Source organism: Bacillus sp. CD3-5, from assembly GCF_006349665.1.
Taxonomy (GTDB): Bacteria; Bacillota; Bacilli; order Bacillales; family Bacillaceae_G; genus Bacillus_A; species Bacillus_A paranthracis.
In genome coordinates, this window is the sequence record NZ_VEPX01000003.1 from 140,844 (window position 1) to 160,462 (window position 19,619).

The 19,619-nt window shown below is 37.7% G+C and carries 17 protein-coding genes; 6 read left to right on the top strand and 11 right to left on the bottom strand.

Going from position 1 to position 19,619, the window contains the following annotated elements:
* Positions 1–20 precede the first annotated feature (20 nt).
* Positions 21–2,744 (bottom strand): calcium-translocating P-type ATPase, SERCA-type, encoded by a 2,724-nt coding sequence (locus FH036_RS08120; RefSeq protein WP_001104746.1) that lies wholly within the window; start codon positions 2,742–2,744, stop codon positions 21–23.
* Positions 2,745–2,849: 105 nt separating this feature from the next.
* Between FH036_RS08120 and FH036_RS08125 the strand changes: the two genes are divergently transcribed.
* The 3 genes from FH036_RS08125 to FH036_RS08135 all read left to right on the top strand — a co-directional run bounded on the left by FH036_RS08125 (position 2,850) and on the right by FH036_RS08135 (position 6,508).
* Positions 2,850–4,559 (top strand): Rqc2 family fibronectin-binding protein, encoded by a 1,710-nt coding sequence (locus tag FH036_RS08125; protein ID WP_139895607.1) that lies wholly within the window; start codon positions 2,850–2,852, stop codon positions 4,557–4,559.
* A gap of 270 nt (positions 4,560–4,829) precedes the next feature.
* The gene (locus tag FH036_RS08130) at positions 4,830–5,900 is read left to right on the top strand and encodes a M24 family metallopeptidase (protein WP_139895608.1); all 1,071 of its coding nucleotides are present in this window, start codon (positions 4,830–4,832) and stop codon (positions 5,898–5,900) included.
* An 83-nt stretch (positions 5,901–5,983) separates the two neighbouring features.
* The gene (locus FH036_RS08135) at positions 5,984–6,508 is read left to right on the top strand and encodes a DinB family protein (protein WP_001012034.1); all 525 of its coding nucleotides are present in this window, start codon (positions 5,984–5,986) and stop codon (positions 6,506–6,508) included.
* Between the two features lie 29 nt (positions 6,509–6,537).
* On the opposite strand, the gene FH036_RS08140 is transcribed toward FH036_RS08135, so the two are convergent.
* Both FH036_RS08140 and FH036_RS08145 read right to left on the bottom strand, forming a co-directional pair.
* Positions 6,538–6,906, bottom strand: coding sequence for a YoqO family protein (locus FH036_RS08140; protein WP_001208254.1), 369 nt, complete (start codon positions 6,904–6,906; stop codon positions 6,538–6,540).
* A 15-nt stretch (positions 6,907–6,921) separates the two neighbouring features.
* Positions 6,922–7,287 carry a YoqO family protein gene (locus tag FH036_RS08145; protein WP_001226109.1) on the bottom strand — a complete coding sequence of 122 codons (366 nt, stop codon included), beginning with the start codon at positions 7,285–7,287 and terminating at the stop codon, positions 6,922–6,924.
* Positions 7,288–7,453: 166 nt separating this feature from the next.
* On the opposite strand from FH036_RS08145, the gene FH036_RS08150 reads away from it, so the two are divergent.
* From FH036_RS08150 to FH036_RS08160, 3 genes are all read left to right on the top strand, one after another.
* Positions 7,454–8,839: a hypothetical protein gene (locus tag FH036_RS08150; protein ID WP_000537895.1), complete on the top strand. Its 1,386-nt coding sequence runs from the start codon at positions 7,454–7,456 to the stop codon at positions 8,837–8,839.
* A gap of 165 nt (positions 8,840–9,004) precedes the next feature.
* A complete protein-coding gene (locus FH036_RS08155; RefSeq protein ID WP_001003945.1) occupies positions 9,005–9,259 on the top strand; it encodes a YbeF family protein in 255 nt (84 codons plus the stop codon).
* 22 nt (positions 9,260–9,281) lie between these two features.
* Positions 9,282–9,959: an HAD family hydrolase gene (locus FH036_RS08160; protein ID WP_070806758.1), complete on the top strand. Its 678-nt coding sequence runs from the start codon at positions 9,282–9,284 to the stop codon at positions 9,957–9,959.
* Positions 9,960–9,998: 39 nt separating this feature from the next.
* Here the strand turns inward: FH036_RS08160 and pyrE are convergent, their stop codons facing one another.
* Genes pyrE through pyrB form a run of 8 tightly spaced genes read right to left on the bottom strand, consistent with a single transcriptional unit; the run spans position 9,999 to position 19,512 of the window.
* Positions 9,999–10,631: an orotate phosphoribosyltransferase gene (gene pyrE / locus FH036_RS08165; RefSeq protein ID WP_000711449.1), complete on the bottom strand. Its 633-nt coding sequence runs from the start codon at positions 10,629–10,631 to the stop codon at positions 9,999–10,001.
* Positions 10,628–11,344 carry an orotidine-5'-phosphate decarboxylase gene (pyrF, locus tag FH036_RS08170; RefSeq protein WP_000083496.1) on the bottom strand — a complete coding sequence of 239 codons (717 nt, stop codon included), beginning with the start codon at positions 11,342–11,344 and terminating at the stop codon, positions 10,628–10,630. The genes pyrE and pyrF overlap by 4 nt, the downstream gene beginning before the upstream one ends.
* Positions 11,329–12,258, bottom strand: a complete 930-nt coding sequence (gene pyrD, locus FH036_RS08175) for a dihydroorotate oxidase B catalytic subunit (protein ID WP_001081057.1) — start codon at positions 12,256–12,258, stop codon at positions 11,329–11,331. Before pyrD ends, pyrF begins: the two co-directional genes overlap by 16 nt.
* A complete protein-coding gene (gene pyrK / locus FH036_RS08180) occupies positions 12,255–13,034 on the bottom strand; it encodes a dihydroorotate oxidase B electron transfer subunit (protein WP_000983352.1) in 780 nt (259 codons plus the stop codon). The genes pyrD and pyrK overlap by 4 nt, the downstream gene beginning before the upstream one ends.
* On the bottom strand, positions 13,031–16,249 hold the full coding sequence (carB, locus tag FH036_RS08185; protein WP_001126112.1) for a carbamoyl-phosphate synthase large subunit: 3,219 nt from the start codon (positions 16,247–16,249) through the stop codon (positions 13,031–13,033). Before carB ends, pyrK begins: the two co-directional genes overlap by 4 nt.
* Positions 16,234–17,331 (bottom strand): carbamoyl phosphate synthase small subunit, encoded by a 1,098-nt coding sequence (locus FH036_RS08190; protein WP_000828682.1) that lies wholly within the window; start codon positions 17,329–17,331, stop codon positions 16,234–16,236. The genes carB and FH036_RS08190 overlap by 16 nt, the downstream gene beginning before the upstream one ends.
* Entirely contained in the window at positions 17,328–18,614 is a 1,287-nt protein-coding gene (pyrC, locus tag FH036_RS08195; RefSeq protein ID WP_001108374.1) for a dihydroorotase, read from the bottom strand. The genes FH036_RS08190 and pyrC overlap by 4 nt, the downstream gene beginning before the upstream one ends.
* Complete coding sequence (gene pyrB, locus FH036_RS08200; RefSeq protein WP_000018853.1) at positions 18,598–19,512, bottom strand: aspartate carbamoyltransferase; 915 nt, start codon at positions 19,510–19,512, stop codon at positions 18,598–18,600. Before pyrB ends, pyrC begins: the two co-directional genes overlap by 17 nt.
* Positions 19,513–19,619 lie beyond the last annotated feature (107 nt).

A 19,619-nucleotide genomic window follows, 5' to 3' on the forward strand; every position in this document is an offset into this window, starting at 1 on the left:
TCACATTTTCATATCATTGACTATTTCAAGTTTAATCCCTTCTTATATAATATTGGCTTTTCCTTCTTCCCCTTTTTCCCTGTTAATAAAGAGCCTACTAATAAGAAGGTCGGAATTGACGATAAACCTCCAATTAACAACCAATCTCTCGCTTGTATTGGCATCGTGCTAAAAATCGGTTGTAACGGTGGATAATATATAACGACTAGCATGAGTAGTAATGAAATGATAACCGCTCCTACTAAATACACATTTCCAAACGGATTGCGGTGGAAAACAGAATGCTCACTTCGGCAATCAAATACATGAATCAGCTGCGCAAGTACCAATGTTGCAAACGCTACAGTTTGTGCATATTTCAGTTCATTTGGATGTTGATTATACGCAATAATAAATGCTACTAGCGTCACTGCCCCAATTAGAAAGCCACGACTTATAATTTTCCAGGCAAGCCCTCTAGCAAATACCCCTTCTTTCGGATGACGCGGCGTTCTCTTCATCACGTCTCCCTCGGCCTTATCCAAACCTAATGCCATCGCCGGTAAACCGTCAGTAACTAAATTCACCCATAAAATTTGAATTGGAACCATCGGCAGCGGTAGTGCAAGTAACATGGCAAATAACATGACCAAAATTTCTCCAACGTTCGATGCTAATAAATAACGAATAAACTTACGTATGTTCTCGTATATATTTCTACCTTCTTTAATTGCTGATTTTATCGTAGCGAAATTATCGTCCAGCAATACGAGAGATGAAGCTTCTTTTGCAACATCTGTCCCTGTAATTCCCATCGCTATCCCAATATCCGCAGTTTTTATAGCCGGAGCATCGTTTACTCCATCACCTGTCATCGCCACTATATGTCCTTTATTTTGCAACGCCTTAACAATTTTCAATTTATGTTCTGGTGATACACGAGCAAATACATACGTATCTTCTACAACATTTTCTAATTCTTCTACATCCATAGTTGCGAGTTCTACCCCTTCAACAACGCGTCCACCTGGTGGTAAAATGCTTAATTGTTCTGCAATCGCCATTGCAGTCACTTTATGATCACCTGTAATCATCACTGTTCGAATACCAGCTTCTCTGCACTCTTTTACTGCCTGCTCTACTTCTGGTCTTGGCGGATCAATCATTCCTTGTATTCCAACTAACATAAAATCTTTTTCAACGTCTCTTTCATGTTCAATTGAGTCTGTTACTTTTAAAGGCTTAAAAGCAACTGCAATTGTTCGAAGTGCTTGACTACCTAAGCTATGAATAGCCGCCTGTACTTCTTTTCTATACAACTCACTTAATGGTTGCTGCTTATCCCCCCATAAAATCGTTTGACTCATTTGCAGAAGGACATCTGGTGCTCCCTTCGTAACGACAAACTTTTTCCCCTCTCGATCTCGTACAATAACACTCATCATTTTTCGAGTTGAATCAAACGGAAATTCACGAATAATTTCAAATTTCCCTTTCAGCGCCTCACGCGTTATCCCCGCTTTCATTGCTGCAGCTACAAGCGCCCCCTCAGTTGGATCTCCATCTAATACATACGCCTTTTTCTTTTGAATAATATTTGCGTTATTACATAGCGAACCAAATGTAAGTAGTTGATAAAGTGATTTCGTCTTAGCTGGATTAATTTCTTTTTCACCTTTCATAAAAGAGCCATTAGGTTCATACCCTTGGCCTGTCACTTTCCACAATTCTCCACCTGACCACATATGTGTTACCATCATTTTGTTTTGCGTCATCGTTCCTGTTTTATCAGAGCATATGACAGAAGCACAGCCTAACGTTTCTACTGCTGGTAACTTTCTTACAATTGCTCTCTTTTTTATCATACGCTGTACACCAAGCGATAAAGCTACTGTAACGATTGCTGGTAACCCTTCTGGAATAGCAGCAACAGCTAGCGACACGCCAGCTAAAAACATATGATATACTTCATTCCCTTGATACACACCAGCTAACACGACAAGCGCTGTCAAAATAAGAGCCACAATAATTAATATTTTCCCAAGTTGCTCTAATCTTCTTTGCAATGGTGTTTCCATTTGCTCTGCATTTTGCAACATATTTGCAATTTGGCCCATCGCTGTATTCATACCCGTTGCTACAACGACTCCTGTTCCAGACCCTCGTGTAATCATCGTACCCATAAAAGCCATATTTTTTTGATCACCAATTGAAACATCTTGCCCTTGCAACGCTTCTACTTTCTTCTGCACTGGAACTGACTCTCCTGTTAAAGCTGATTCTTCAATATATAAACTCGACGCCTCAACAAGACGTACATCAGCTCCAATACGATCGCCACTAGAAAATTTAATAACATCACCTAAAACGAGTGCTTTAGACGGTGCCTTTACCCACTTTCCATTTCGCAGTACAGTTACTTGTGGGGCGGCTAGCTCTTTTAAAGCTTCCAAGGACTTTTCAGCCTTTCTTTCTTGAAAAAATCCGAGAATACCATTGATAATAACAATTGCCACAATCGCAATAGAATCAATGTATTCCCCTAAAAAAGCCGAAACGATTGTTGCACCAAACAAAACAAGCACCATAAAATCTTTAAATTGCGCCAAAAATACCATTAGTGCAGAAGGCCTTTTTGCTTCATCTAGTTCATTTGTACCAAATTTTTTTATTCGCCCTTCTGCTTCTTTCTCTGTAAGTCCAACCTTCACATTCGTATTCGTTCTTTCTTCCACTTCATGTGCACGCATTCCATACCAGTTCATCCTGCTATCGACCTCCTGATTCCAGACATACTCTATTGAAAGCTTATTCAGCCTCGTCCAAAAAAATGCTATAATTAACTTTTAGTTAGAAAGGAGTGTTCATTTATGGCATTCGATGGATTATTTACAAGAGCGATTACACATGAAATTGCAAATTCTCTTTACACGGGAAGAATTTCAAAAATATATCAACCTTCAAAATACGAGATTTTATTACATATTCGAGCAAACGGAAAAAATCAAAAACTGATTCTTTCCGCTCATCCGACATATGCACGTTTACACTTAACAAATCAAAATTATGATTCACCTGCACTTCCGCCAATGTTCTGTATGCTTCTTCGTAAGCATTTAGAAGGTGGATTCATTGAAAAAATTAAACAAATTGATTTAGAGCGTATTATTCAAATTACCGTTCGTAGCAGAAATGAAATTGGTGATGAATCGCTAAAAACATTAGTAATTGAAATTATGGGACGACATAGTAACATCATTTTAGTAGACACAAAAACAAACAATATTTTAGATAGCTTAAAACACGTTTCCTTAGCAGTAAACCGACATCGAACTGTATACGCTGGAGCTGAATATATTGCACCACCAGCACAACATAAAATTAACCCACTTCAGATCGAAACAAATGATGAATTTATTAGACCGCTAGACTTTCTATCTGGAAACATGGATAAACAGCTAGTCGGAACCTTTACCGGAATATCACCGTTATTCGCAAAAGAAGTAGTGAAAAAAGCAGGTATGGTAAATGAAAAAGCATTAGCTGACGCATTTTTCTCCATACAAAAACCATTATTAACTCATACATATTCACCAACAATGACTACTTCAAATGGGAAAGAATTCTTTTATCTTTTCCCTCTTGCGCACTTAGCTGGAGAAGACAAGACATTCTCATCTGTTAGTGAATTGCTAGACCGTTTCTTTTTTGGAAAAGCAGAGCGTGACCGTGTAAAACAACAAGCTCATGATTTAGAGCGCTTTATGCAAAACGAAAAAAATAAAAATGAGAAAAAACTCATTAAACTAGAAAAAACATTACAAGATGCTGGAAAAGCAGATAAATATCAACTATTTGGAGAACTACTTACAGCCAATATGTACGCTTTGAAAAAAGGCGATAAAGATATTGAAGTCGTTAACTATTATGATGAAAATGGTGGAACTGTAAAGATCGCATTAGATCCTTTAAAAACGCCATCTGAAAATGCACAACGCTATTTCCAAAAGTACCAAAAAGCGAAAAATTCCGTTGTTGTTGTAGAAGAACAAATCGAAAAAACAAAGGAAGAAATTCTTTATTTTGATAGCTTACTTCAACAAATGGAAGCTGCTTCTTCAAAAGATATTGAAGAAATTCGTGAGGAATTAGCTGAAGAAGGTTATATGCGCAATCGTAAAACGAAAAACGGAAAGAAAAAGCCTACTAAACCAGTATTAGATAAATATGTAGCAAGTGATGGCACAGAGATTTTCGTCGGTAAAAACAATAAACAAAATGATTATTTAACAACGAAATTTGCCCGTCGTGATGAAATTTGGTTACATACGAAAGATATACCTGGTTCTCACGTTGTCATTCGTTCTTTAGAACCTGCTGAAGAAACTTTACTAGAAGCTGCCAAAATTGCTGCTTATTACAGTAAAGCAAAAGAGTCTAGTTCTGTACCTGTTGATTTCACAAAAATACGCCATGTGAAAAAACCGAGTGGTGCAAAACTTGGTTTTGTTACGTACGACAATCAGCAAACAGTTTATGTAACACCAGATGCTGATACTGTAATGAAATTAAAAGCGTAAATACAAAAATGCGTTGCTTATAAGCAACGCATTTTTTATATGTTGTCAATTTAGTTGCTATATCCATTCCATATTGTCAAAAAATTTGACAGTTTCATTTCACATTTGTATAAATTTTTTTACAACATGTAAATAACGTACAAGTGCAACTCCAATCAATATTTTTATCTCCCCTCCCCTAAAATATATGTTGCCCCTACCATACTTTCTTCAAATATACATCTTGGCACACTTTTTGCTTTATTCAATACTGTGAATAGGGGGAATAACATGACTTTAAAAATTAATAAAATCCAAAATCAACTACAAAACTACGAAATTGACGGATTGCTTATTACCAAAAAAGAAAACCGCCAATATGCAACTGGTTTTACAGGTAGCGCTGGCGTCGTCTTACTCTCTGCGGATAAAGCAGTTTTTATAACTGATTTTCGCTATGTTGATCAAGCGAAATCACAAATAAAAGATGCTGAAATTATTATGCATAAAGGAAATTTAGAGGAAGAAGTTGCACATCAAGTATCAAAATTAAACATTCAAAAACTTGGAATTGAAGAAAATAATATGACATTGCAACAATATAAAAACTTACAAAAATATGTACATACAGAAATGGTTCAAGTGTGTGAAATCATTGAAAACATTCGTCTTATTAAAGACACTCATGAAATAGAAACAATGAAAATCGCAGCTAATATTGCGGACGAAGCATTTCACCACATCCTTACTTTTCTAAAACCAGGAATAAGTGAAAATGATGTACGAGATGAGTTAGAATTTTTCATGCGAAAAAAAGGGGCTACATCCTCTTCCTTCCAAATCATCGTAGCTTCTGGCGTCCGTTCTTCCCTTCCTCATGGAGTTGCATCCAATAAAATAATCGAACGAGGCGACGTCGTTACATTAGATTTCGGTGCACTTTACGACGGATATTGTTCCGATATAACACGTACTGTAGCAATTGGAGAACCATCAGAAGAATTCAAAAAAATATACAATGTTGTACGGGAAGCATTAAAACGCGGGACTGAAGCGATTAAACCTGGGGAAACTGCGAAAAGTATCGATGATATAACGAGAGATTACATTACTGAGCATGGATATGGCCAATATTTTGGACACTCTACTGGTCATGGTCTTGGGTTAGAAATACATGAACCTCTTCGCCTATCCCAAGAAAGTAAGGCTACTTTAGAAGAGGGTATGGTCGTTACAGTTGAACCAGGTATTTACATACCGAACTGGGGCGGTTGTAGAATTGAAGACGATATCGTCATTACAAAAGATGGATATGAAGTGATTACAAAATCAACTCGGGAACTAATTGTTATTCCGTGTTGAAATCATAGCCTTTTTTAAAGGAGTTTTTCGTTGCACATAGAATTCATTCTCTGGAGTCATCGTTTAAAGAGGGGGAATTTTAATTGAACTTTGTAATTGATAAAATAGATGGTTTACAGCCTGAATTTTCAAAACTTGTTTCCATGATGGATTACGCTCGCTATACAACAATGCAAGCCGTGGAAGGTTTAACAATTGAAGAACTTGATTATTTATATGATGAGGAAGCAAACTCAATTGGCATGCTTTTGTACCATATGGCCGCTATTGAATTTTACTACCAGATTCATACTTTTGAAGACCGTGAACCAACGGAGGCTGAGTTAGAACGTTGGTTACCTGCTATTGAGTTAGGGGATCTTGGACGCGAGAAAATAAAAGGAAACTCTATAGAATTTTACATAAACACATTACAAGAAGTACGTTCGAAAACGATCGAGACTTTTCAATCGTTACCTGATGAATGGCTATTTAAAACGACAGACTTTTGGTATGACAAACCAGCAAATAACTACTTTAAGTGGTTTCACGTATTTGAAGATGAAATCAATCATCGCGGACAAATTCGCTTAGTTAAAAAGATGCAAAAAGCTCATTCAATAAAATGAGAAAATGCCACCTTATTTGGTGGCATTTTCTATTCGTTAGCGAATAGCTTTTCATTTACTTTTTTAACGACTAGCGCTACCACTATTAAAATGCATGTTAAATATAACAATTTCGCAAAAAATAACCATCCTTGAAACATTACAATTCCATCTATTATTTCATTTCCCTTCAGTAACAAAAATGGAATCGTGCTAATTATAATACCAAACTCGATGCTGAAAACAATTTTCTTTTTTCTGCTATATGATTTCCATTCGTTCCAGCGATACATAGGTGCAAAAATCAATACTCCTATACATAATATAACTGGTACCCATTCACTTTTAAAAAATTGCCCTGAAATAACTGATAATAGTAAACAAACGAGCACACCATAATAACCTATTTTCTCTCTCATTCGTACTCCCCCATTCTACTTCTCCTTTAATATGTAACTTGCTATGCTTATAACAATTCTTAGAAAAATAACTACTACAATTACAATATAAAGACTTTTTGCAGACGACATCCATTCTTGAAAAATAGACATTTTCTCCATTTGTTTCTGACCTTCTATTAAAATAACTCCTACGAATAATGAACAAACAACGATGATACCTATCATAATTCCGATACTTTTCTTGCTATATTGTTTCATATCATCCCAGTTATATAAAAGTATAAGTACAAACCCAAAAACAGGTATAATACTGATCCATTCATTGCTTGTAAACATATTTAAAATGATTAATAGACTACAAGAGAGGATAAAGCCCCAAAACCCAATTATTTTGCGCATAAGCCCTCCTTTAATTCCATTTTTAGGATTAATTGTATTGTAACATCCATTTTTTATTCTTACCATTGCAGTACATGAAATTTTACTTTTTTTCTGTTTCTTATACTCACATACTTTCCCTACTTTCATACAATAAACTACACGATTGCCTAAGGATGTGAATGTTATGGGAGTTGAATTAACGCTATTACACGCTCTCTATGTTATTTGTTTACTCACTATTATTATCTTTTTTATTTTCCGAAAGGATACGACGATTATTTGTATCGTTTTCATCTTTTTATTAGCATTAACTGCTACAAGTTCTATCCCTCTTGCCGTTAGCGGCATTTTTCAAAGTTTTATTTACGCTATTACTGAGCTATTACCAACTATATTAATCATTTCCATTATCGTATCCATGAGCAATTTACTCGTTCATACCGGCATAAATGATACGATGATTTCACCATTTACAAAGATGATTCGTACCCCTACCCTCGCCTACTGGATTATCGGCCTTTTAATGATGACAATTTCTTTCTTCTTTTGGCCTTCTCCAGCTGTTGCCTTAATGGGAGCGATTTTATTACCGGTTGCTGTACGTGTCGGTCTTCCGCCAATTGGAGTGGCAATTGCTATGAACTTATTCGGTCATGGGATTGCTTTATCCGGCGACTTCGTTATACAAGGTGCACCAAAATTAACTGCAGACGCTGCTGGTCTTCCTGTTTCTAGCGTTGTTTCTGCAAGTGTTCCACTCGTTATCGTTATGGGGGTTGTGACAACTTCTGTCGCTTTTTTCTTCTTACGAAAAGAGTTTCATACAAGACCATCGTTACAAGACTCTGTTTCATCAACGGAACCATCTAAAACTACTATTTTATTATCCCCTCACATAAAGAAATGGCTCGCTATATGTATCCCTATCGTATATATCATTGATATCCTTTGCATGATTCAATTTAAACTACAAGGAAGCGATGCAACTGCACTTATCGGCGGGACGACTGTTATTATGATTATCATCATTTCTCTCATCGCCTATAAAGGTAATGGACTGAATAAAACGACCGATTATTTTATAGAAGGTCTCCAATTTGGATTTAAAATTTTCGGACCAGTTATTCCAATCGCTGCACTCTTTTATTTAGGGGATAGCGGCTTTGTGAAAATTATCGGGGACTATTTACCGAAAGGTTCACACGGAATCATTAACGACTTAGGCATCGCTTTATCTCAAACAGTTCCTTTAAATCAATATGTATCGGCGGGAACATTAACTATCGTTGGTGTCATAACAGGTTTAGATGGATCTGGCTTTTCTGGTATATCACTTGCTGGTTCCATTGCCAATCTTTTCGGAACAGCACTTGGGCATGGCACAGCTACATTAACAGCACTCGGGCAAATTGCTGCCATATGGACCGGAGGCGGGACGTTAATTCCTTGGGCACTTATTCCTGCCGCTGCAATTTGTAAAGTGGATCCATTTGAACTTGCACGCCGAAACTTTTTACCGGTTGTTATCGGTTTACTTGTCACCACGATCGTTGCGATGTTTCTTCTATAGCGTAAGCAAGTTTTCTCTTGCTTACGTATTTTATTGTGAAATCCAGCATTTATTACTGACTTTCAAAAGGGATTATATACATGTTAGCGAAGTTATATTAAGAGAGTATTTTTTTAAAACGTTTACGAGAAACAGATTACTTCCATTCGAAAAGGGGACATAACTATGAATGAATTGATTTTCGTCTTATTAATTTGTCCGTTACTTATCTTTATCGTTTCTGTTGTTGGAACCCGCAAGACGAAAACGTATTACGTCATGCCGATTGTAACGTTTGCTAGTTTTTTAATAATAGGTGTTATCGCCTTTACTCCAAAATTCTTCTTTTGGGTTGGCATGTACAGTATCTTTTCATTTATTATTTCTTATATGACGCTATTGTTTGTAAGAGGATATGAGGTTGCGGAAAACGCTAAATAGTTATTAGCAAGGAGATTATCATATGATTTTCTTTGATATTGATGGAACTTTACTTGATTATAAGGCTGCTGAAAGAAATGGTATTATAGATTTCTTTCAAGTATATAGTACTATTTTTTCAGGTAATGAATTAGAGGCGACAGAAGTCTGGCATGAATTATCAGAAGCATATTTCAACAAATTTTTATCCAAGGAATTATCTTTTCAAGAACAACAAAGGATGCGAATGTATCATTTATTTAAAACATATGGAGTAAACTTATCACCCGAAGAATCTCAGCACAAATTCAATCAATATATAAAACTATATAAGAACAACTGGACGGCGTTTGAAGATGTACACTATACATTACACGCCTTGCAGCAAGAAGGGCACACATTAGGTATCATTAGCAATGGTGACTATGAGCAACAAGTCGAAAAGTTAACCACTCTAAACATTCTACAATATTTTAAATATATATTTACTTCTAGTGAACTTGGCATATCAAAACCAAACCCTGAAATTTTTCAAAGAACTGTATTACAATCGAATTTTGAAATGAAAGATTGCTATTATATTGGTGATCGATTAAAGACAGATGCAATTAGTAGTACAGCAGCTGGAATGCAAGGGATATGGTTAAATCGGGATAACTCGCAACTCAAGTACAATATTCCTACTATATGCTCTTTACATGAAGTTTTAACAGTGATATAAAAAGACGACCGCGTTCCCCCGCAGTCGTCTTTTTTCGTGTTACGCTGTGATCCAAGCTTCGTTAGCTGGATTTTTACGCCACTCTTGTAATTTTTTCGTTTCAGCTTGTCCGATCATACCTTTTTCTGCTGCTACTTCAGTTAATGCACTGTAGTCGCTTAAAGAGTATGATGCTACGTTAGCTGCTTCTAGTTTTTCTTTTCCTGCTTCTAGCTCGTATGTGAAGATTGATACGATTCCTAATACTTCACAGCCAGCTTCACGAAGTGCTTCTACACATGTAATTGCACTACCGCCAGTTGAAATTAAGTCTTCTACTACTACTACCTTTTGACCTTTTTCAGCTTTTCCTTCGATTTGGTTCCCTTTACCGTGACCTTTTGCTTTACTACGTACGTAGCACATTGGTAAATCCATACGATCGCTTACCCATGCAGCGTGCGCAATACCAGCAGTTGCTGTTCCTGCAATAACTTCTACAGTTGGGAAGTGCTCTTTAATTAACTCTTCTAATCCAGCTGCAATTGCTTGACGTACTTTCGGATAAGATAAAGTTAAACGGTTATCACAATAAATTGGTGATTTCATACCTGAAGACCATGTGAATGGATCATTTGGTTGTAAAAATACTGCTCCAATTTCTAATAAATGCGATGCGATTTCTTTTTTCATACTGTTACACCTTCCCACTGTTGTTTTACTGTTTTATACGCTTCAAGCGGATTTTCTGCTTTTGTAATACTACGTCCAACTACGATATAGCTTGAGCCAAGTTCCCTCGCACGTTTCGGTGTTGCTACGCGCACCTGGTCATTTACATCATCGCTCGCAAGACGAATCCCCGGTGTTACTGTTACAAATTCATTTCCGCATACTTCACGTAATTTCGGAACTTCAAGCGTTGAACAAACAACGCCATCAAGTCCACTTTCTTTCGTTAGTTTTGCATAATGAGCAACCGCTTCTTCTAACGTTTTCTCAATGCCGATCTCTTTTTTCATCATAGCTTCCGAAGTGCTTGTTAGTTGTGTAACTGCAATACAAATCGGTCTCTCTTTTCCTTCTTGCTTACCTTCCTCTAATCCCTCAATCGCAGCTTTCATCATACTGCTTCCCCCAGCAGCATGAACATTTACCATATCAACATCTAGACTAGCTAGGCTACGCATAGCGCTTTTTACTGTATTCGGAATATCATGAAGTTTTAAATCTAGAAAAATCTTATGTCCTTTTTCTTTTAAGTACGTAATAATCGCAGGGCCTTCTTTGTAAAATAACTCCATACCAACTTTGACAAATAACTCTTCCCCTTCAAAGTGGCGCAAGAATTGTTCTACATCTTGTTTCCCTGGAAAATCTAATGCAACGATTAACGACTGTGACATGTTTGCTTCCAGCTCCTTCCTTGGCATTCCGAAATGTGATCAAATCCTAATTCATCTAGTAACGCTGGTAACTCTTCAATAATTGTCGGACATACGAACGGATCGATAAAGTTCGCTGTACCTACTGCAACTGCGCTTGCGCCAGCGTAGAAGAATTCGATTACATCTTCCGCTGTTTCAATACCACCCATTCCGATAATTGGAATGTTAACCGCTTGGCTTACTTCATGTACCATACGAATTGCTACTGGCTTAATCGCAGGACCTGATAATCCACCTGTACGGTTTGCTAAAATTGGTTTAGCTGTTTTTAAATCTAGACGCATACCAAGCAATGTATTAATCATCGTTAAACCATCGGCACCTGCATTTTCAATCGCTTTTGCGATTTCTACAATGTTTGCCACGTTCGGTGACAACTTCACGTATACAGGTACTTCAGAAACCTCTTTTACTCGCTTCGTTAAATCAGCAGCAATTTCAGGATTTGTACCAAAGGCGATACCACCTGTTTTTACGTTCGGACAAGAAATATTTAATTCTAGTGCATGGACATTAGGCGCTTTAGAAATTTCCTTTGCAACCGCTACGTAATCCTCAGCTTGTGAACCTGCAACGTTTGCAATGATTGGAAGGTCAAATTGTTCTAACCATGGTAATTCAGAATTCATTACTTTTTCTAATCCTGGGTTTTGAAGTCCGATTGCATTTAACATGCCACCCGGTGTTTCAGCAACACGAGGCGTCGGATTTCCATAGCGTGGTTGTTCTGTCGTCGCTTTAATCATGATTGATCCTAGTACACTTAAATCGTAAAACTGTGCATATTCACGACCAAATCCAAAGCATCCAGATGCCGGTATAATTGGATTTTTTAATGATAATCCTGGTAATTCAACTTGCAATCTGTTCATAGTACAACCTCCCCGATTGGAAATACTGGTCCGTCGCTACACACCTTCTTGTAAGAATGTCCACTTGGATCTTCTTGTAAGTGGCATACACATGCGAAACAAGCTCCAATACCACAGCCCATACGTTCTTCTAATGAAATATAGGCTTTTTTCTCTTTGTAACGTCCTTCTAATGCACGAAGCATCGCTAACGGACCACATGAATAAAGAATATCAAAGTCAATTCCATAATGATCAATTACATCTGTGACAAATCCTTTTGTACCGTGTGTACCGTCTACTGTCGCAACGTACGTATCACCAAGCTCTGCAAATTTTTCTTCATAGAAAACGACATCTTTCGTTTGGAAACCTAAGATGTGAATCACACGTACACCTTTTGCAACGAGGCGCTGTGATAGTTCATAAAGTGGTGGTACACCAATCCCCCCGCCTACTAGTAAAGCTGTTTGACCAGCTTCTGCTTCTTCTACAGGAAAACCGTGTCCTAATGGTCCTAATACATCTACCATTTCACCTTGTTTTTTAGTTGCTAATGTTTTTGTCCCTTGTCCTTCCGCACGATATAGCATTGTAAATTCGTTCTTCTCTTGATCTACATTACAAATACTAATTGGGCGGCGCAGAAGGGGCGCAATGCCCTCTGCTACCTTAATGTGTACAAACTGCCCTGGTTCGTTCATTTGCTGTACTAAAGTTCCTTGAAGCACTAATTCGTAAATGTTCTTTGCGATTTCTTTTTGATTAACGACGATCATATTTTGCTTTTGCATCATGCATGTACCACCTCGTGACGCTTTGTTTGCGTAATTTCTTTCATTGAATGAGCTGAGAATGTCATAGATTCTAATACTCGTAAGATTGCTCTCGTTGTATCAAGTGATGTTAAGCAAGCTACACCATTTTCTACTGATTCACGGCGAATGCGGAAACCATCACGCGCTGGTTGTTTGCCTTTTGTTAATGTATTGATTACAAACTGTGCTTTTCCTTGGCGGATAATATCTAGTAAGTTGTAGTCCTCAGAATCAATTTTGTTTACAACTTGTACTGGGATATTTTGCTCTGTTAACGATTTTGCTGTTCCAGCTGTTGCTAATAAGTTATAGCCGATTTCATGGAAACGTTTTGCAATTTCCATCGCCTCTTCTTTATCTTTATCCGCTACAGTAATGATTACTGATCCGTGCGTTGGGATGTTAATTCCAGAAGCAACTAACCCTTTGTATAATGCTTTTTCAAGCGTTAAATCTTTACCCATTACTTCCCCTGTTGATTTCATTTCAGGTCCTAATGTTGTATCCACTGAGCGTAGTTTCGCGAATGAGAATACCGGAGCTTTTACATATACTTCTTTCTCTTCTGGGTGATAGCCCGTTCCGTATCCTTGCTCTACTAGGTCTTGCCCTAGAATAACTTTCGTTGCAACGTTTGCCATTGGTACACCTGTAATTTTACTTAAGAATGGTACTGTACGGCTCGCACGTGGATTTACTTCAATTACGTACACTTGATCTTCGAATACTACAAACTGAATATTTAGTAATCCAACAATGTTTAATCCTTTTCCAAGTGCAATTGTATGTTCAATAATTTGTTCTTTTAATTTTTCAGATAAGCTTTGTGGTGGATATACTCCAATTGAGTCACCAGAGTGAACTCCAGCGCGTTCAATATGTTCCATAATACCTGGAATGAATACATTCTCACCGTCTGAAATTGCATCTACTTCAATTTCTTTACCGACCATGTAACGGTCGATTAATACTGGGTGATCTGCGTGAACTTTAACTGCATTTTTCATGTAGTGCAGTAGTTCTTCTTGACGATATACGATTTCCATCGCACGTCCACCTAGTACGTAAGATGGTCTTACTAATACTGGGTAACCAATTTCTTCTGCGATTGCTACCGCTTGTTCTACAGTCGTTGCTGTTTTACCAACTGGTTGTGGGATACCAAGTTTTGTTAAAGCAGCTTCGAATTTATCACGATCTTCTGCACGGTCTAAGTCTTCAAGTGATGTTCCTAAAATCTTCACACCATGTTCTTCTAATTTTGCCGCTAAGTTAATCGCCGTTTGTCCACCAAACTGAACGATAACACCTTCTGGCTTTTCTAAATCGATGATGTGCATTACATCTTCAATCGTTAATGGTTCAAAGTATAATTTGTCAGAAATACTGAAGTCTGTTGAAACAGTTTCTGGGTTATTGTTAATGATAATCGCTTCATATCCAGCTTCTTTAATTGCCCATACTGAGTGAACTGTTGCATAGTCAAACTCAACACCTTGACCAATGCGGATCGGACCAGATCCTAGAACTACTACACTCTTACGATCTGTTACAATTGATTCGTTCTCCTCAGCGTATGTGCTGTAGTAATACGGTGTTGCAGATTCAAACTCTGCCGCACAAGTATCTACCATTTTGAATACTGGCGTCATATTATTTTCTTTACGCATATCGTAAATTTCGCGCTCCGTTTTGTTCCAAGCTGCTGCGATGTAGTGATCGCTGAAGCCCATTTCTTTTGCGGTTTGTAGTACTTCCATATTTCCTACATTCGCTTTTACTTCGCGTTCCATATTTACGATGTTTTCAACTTTTTGTAAGAAGAAGAAGTCCATTTCACACCATTCGTTAATCTCTTCTTTCGTTACACCTTGACGAATTGCTTCTGCTATGATAAACAGTCGCTCATCATCTGCTTTAATAATGCGTTTTTTCATTGTTTCTTTATCAAGTTCTTTTAAGTGGTCTAATTCTAAGTGATAAATGCCAAGCTCTAAAGAACGAACCGCTTTTAATAATGATTCTTCTAAGTTACGTCCGATTGACATAACCTCACCAGTTGCTTTCATTTGCGTTCCAAGTGTTCTGTTCGCTGATTCAAACTTATCAAATGGCCAGCGTGGAATTTTTGAAACAACATAGTCTAATGCTGGCTCGAAGCAAGCGTAAGTTTTTTGTGTTACTGGGTTTACGATTTCATCTAATGTTAAGCCGACTGCAATTTTCGCTGCTAATTTCGCAATTGGATATCCAGTTGCTTTAGATGCTAATGCAGATGAACGACTTACACGTGGGTTTACTTCGATTACATAGTATTGGAAGCTATATGGATCTAGTGCAAGCTGAACGTTACATCCACCTTCAATTCCTAGTGCACGAATAATTCGTAATGAAGTGTTACGTAACATTTGGTATTCACGGTCGCTTAACGTTTGGCTCGGTGCTACAACGATTGAATCCCCTGTATGAACACCAACTGGATCAATGTTTTCCATGTTACATACTACAATCGCGTTATCATTTGAATCACGCATTACTTCATATTCAATTTCTTTACAACCAGCAATACTTTTCTCTAATAAACATTGTGTTACTGGGCTATGTTTTAAACCACTTGTTACGATTTCAATTAACTCTTCTTCGTTATGGCAAATTCCGCCGCCCGTTCCGCCTAATGTGAATGCTGGACGAACGATTACTGGATAACCAATTTCGTTTACAAAGCTATATGCTTCATCAAGGTTATGAATGATTTCACTTGGTGGTGTTGGTTCATTTAAATCTTGCATTAATGTACGGAACAAATCACGATCTTCCGCTTGCTCGATTGCCGATAATTTTGTTCCTAAAATTTCAACTCCGCACTCTTCAAGTACGCCTGATTTTGCAAGTTCAACAGCCATGTTTAAACCTGTTTGACCACCTAATGTTGGTAAGATTGCATCTGGACGTTCTTTACGAATGATTCGGCTTACGAATTCTAATGTTAAAGGCTCAATGTATACTTTATCTGCTGTTGCAGTATCGGTCATAATTGTTGCTGGGTTAGAGTTAACAAGGATTACTTTGTAACCTTCCTCTTTAAGAGATTGACAAGCTTGTGTACCAGAGTAGTCAAACTCCGCTGCTTGCCCAATTACAATTGGTCCCGATCCGATTACTAAAATTGTGTTAATGTCTAGGCGTTTTGGCATAACTCTTCCCCTTCTTTCTTGAAGTTTTCAATCATTGTTAAGAAATCTTCGAATAAATCATTTGCATCTTCTGGTCCTGCTGAAGCTTCTGGATGGTATTGTACTGTAAATGCAGGGAACTTCTTATGACGAAGGCCTTCTACTGTTCCATCATTTAAAGCAACATGTGTAATTTCAAGTTCTGTATTTTCAACTGATTCTTCTTCTACTGCGTAACCATGGTTTTGAGATGTAATTGCTACTTTTCCAGTTGCAAGATTTTTTACTGGATGGTTTAACCCACGGTGGCCGAATTTTAACTTACTTGTATTCGCACCAGATGCTAGAGCGAACAATTGATGTCCTAGGCAAATTCCGAATAAAGGAACTTTACCGATAATGTCTTTTAACATTTCAATTGCTTCTGGTACATCTTTTGGATCCCCAGGTCCGTTACTTAGCATAATCCCATCTGGGCTAAGGCGTAAAATTTCTTCAGCTGTTGTGTTGTAAGGAACTACAATCACATCGCAATCACGTTTATTTAATTCTCTTAAAATACCATGTTTCATACCGAAGTCTACTAGTACAACGCGATGTCCGCGGCCTGGGCTTGGGTATGGATCTTTCGTTGATACGCGTTTCACATGATCTGTAAATACTGTCGCTTTTAATTGACTCACGATGTATTCTACATCTGCATCCATATTACAAAGGCGTCCGCGTAATGTACCGTATTGACGAATTTTTCTCGTTAATTTTCTCGTATCAATCCCTGCTAATCCTGGGATGTTTCTTTCTTTTAAGTAGTCATTTAACGAAATTTCATTACGGAAGTTTGATGGGTGATCACAAATTTCGTTTACGATTAAACCATTTACAGATGGGTGAATCGATTCAAAATCGTCACGGTTGATGCCGTAGTTTCCGATTAATGGGTACGTGAATGTTACAATTTGACCGCAATATGATGGATCAGATAATGTTTCTTGATATCCAGTCATTCCTGTTGTAAATACAACCTCACCTGACTTTTCGATTTCTCCTCCGAAACCTGTTCCAATTAATACTGTTCCATCTTCTAAGATAAGTTGTCTTTTCATACTAATGCACTCTCCTTTTGCCATGCGATCTTACCACCAACGATTGTCATTACCGGCCATCCTTGGCATTTCCAACCTGCGAATGGTGTATTTTTTCCTTTTGATAAGAATGTTGTTGGGTCAATCTCTTCTTCTTGTTCTAAATCAATAATTGTAATATCAGCTGTTCTACCTTCTTTCAGGCGACCTGCTTCTAAGCCGAATGTATCAGCTGGCTTTTCTGTTAAGAATTGAATTAATTGTTCTAATGTAATAATTCCTTTTTTCACAAGGTTTGTGTATAAAAGCGGGAATGCTGTTTCAAAACCAGTAATTCCGAATGGTGCTCTTTCAATTCCTTGTGCTTTCTCTTCTGCTGTATGCGGTGCATGATCAGTTGCGATCATATCGATTGTTCCATCTAATAAACCTTCAATTAATGCTGCATGATCTTCTTTTCCACGAAGCGGTGGGTTCATTTTAAAGTTAGGGTCAGCTGATGGGATATCATCTTCACATAACACTAGGTGATGTGGTGTTACTTCTGCTGTTACTTTAATTCCAGCGCGCTTTGCATCACGGATTACACGTACAGAGCCTTTCGTACTTACGTGACATACGTGATAGTGACAATCTGCCGCTTCAGCAAGCAGTATATCCCTTGCAATATGTACAGATTCACATACTGATGGGATACCGTTTAATCCGTGTTTCTCAGAAAACTTCCCTTCATGTACACAACCTTTATTAATAAGAGTATTCTCTTCACAGTGCGCAACTACTGCCATATTTAATTTCGCTGCACGTTTCATAGCAGCTAACATCATGCTAGCATCTTGTACGCCTACACCGTCATCAGTGAAAGCAAATGCTCCAAGTTCTTTTAACGTTTCGAAATCTGTCATTTCAGAACCCGCTTGACGTACTGTAATTGCTCCATATGGTAATACGTTAACATGCGCTTTTTCTTTAATACGATTTTGTAAGTCTTCCATATGTTCTCTACAATCTGGTACTGGGCGTGTATTTGGCATTGCACAAATTGTAGTGAATCCACCTTTTGCCGCTGCTAGTGTACCTGTTTCAATTGTTTCTTTATGTTCACCACCTGGTTCACGAAGGTGTACATGTACATCTACTAATCCAGGTGCGATTAACTTTCCGTTCACATCGATTACTTCAGCATTATCTGCCGTAATATTTTCTGCTACCTTAGCGATTTTACCGTCTTGTACGAGAAGATCTGTTGCTACGATTTTTCCTTCTTCATTCATATAACGACCATTTTTAAACAAGTAATTCATGTTTCATTCCTCCTAATACATTTGGTAAGGCGCGTTTTAGTACAGCCATTCTTACGTAAACTCCATTTTCCATTTGTTTAAATATGCGTGAACGCTCACACTCAACAAGTTCACTTGCAATTTCAACATCTCGGTTTACAGGAGCTGGATGCATAATAATGCTTCCTTCTTTCATACGCTGTTCTCTTTCCACTGTTAATCCGTGTTTCTCATGATACTCTTTCATAATGTCTGTTTCATAATGATCATGACGCTCATGTTGTACACGAAGTAACATCATTACATCCACTTCTGGAACAAGCTCATCTAATGGTTTGTATGTTCCAAATGTGTTGTCTTCATCTTTCCACTCTTCTGGACTTGCGAAGTAAATTGTTGCACCCAGTTTCGTTAATGCTTCTGCATTCGAACGTGCTACTCGGCTATGACGAACATCTCCTACTATCGCAATCTTCAATCCTTCAAATCTTCCAAACTCTTGTTTAATTGTAAGAAGGTCGAGTAAGCACTGCGTTGGGTGGTTTCCACATCCATCTCCAGCGTTTAAGATTGGAATATTCACCTGATCTTTTAGTTCATCGAAGTAGCGATCTTGCTCGTGGCGGATGACCACTGCTTTTGTTCCGATTGATTCTAGTGTTCTTATCGTATCGTATAATGTTTCTCCTTTTTGTACGCTAGATGCATCAGCTGAAAAGTTTAAAACATCAAGTCCTAATCTCTTCTCAGCAACTTCAAAGCTAAATCTTGTTCTCGTACTATTCTCAAAGAACAAGTTTGCAACAAAAGTTTGCTCTGTCGTTTTGCTTTCTTTCCCATTCGCAAAATCTTCTGCGTCTTTTAGGATTTCTGAAATTTCTACTTCCGATAATTCACTCATCGTTAACAAATGGCTCATCGTCATCCCTCATCTTTCTGATTTTTATGTTACCACTTTTGTATTTTTATAACAACCTTTGCATAAAAATACCCTAGTCATGTGAGACTAGGGTGCAAGAAAGAAGC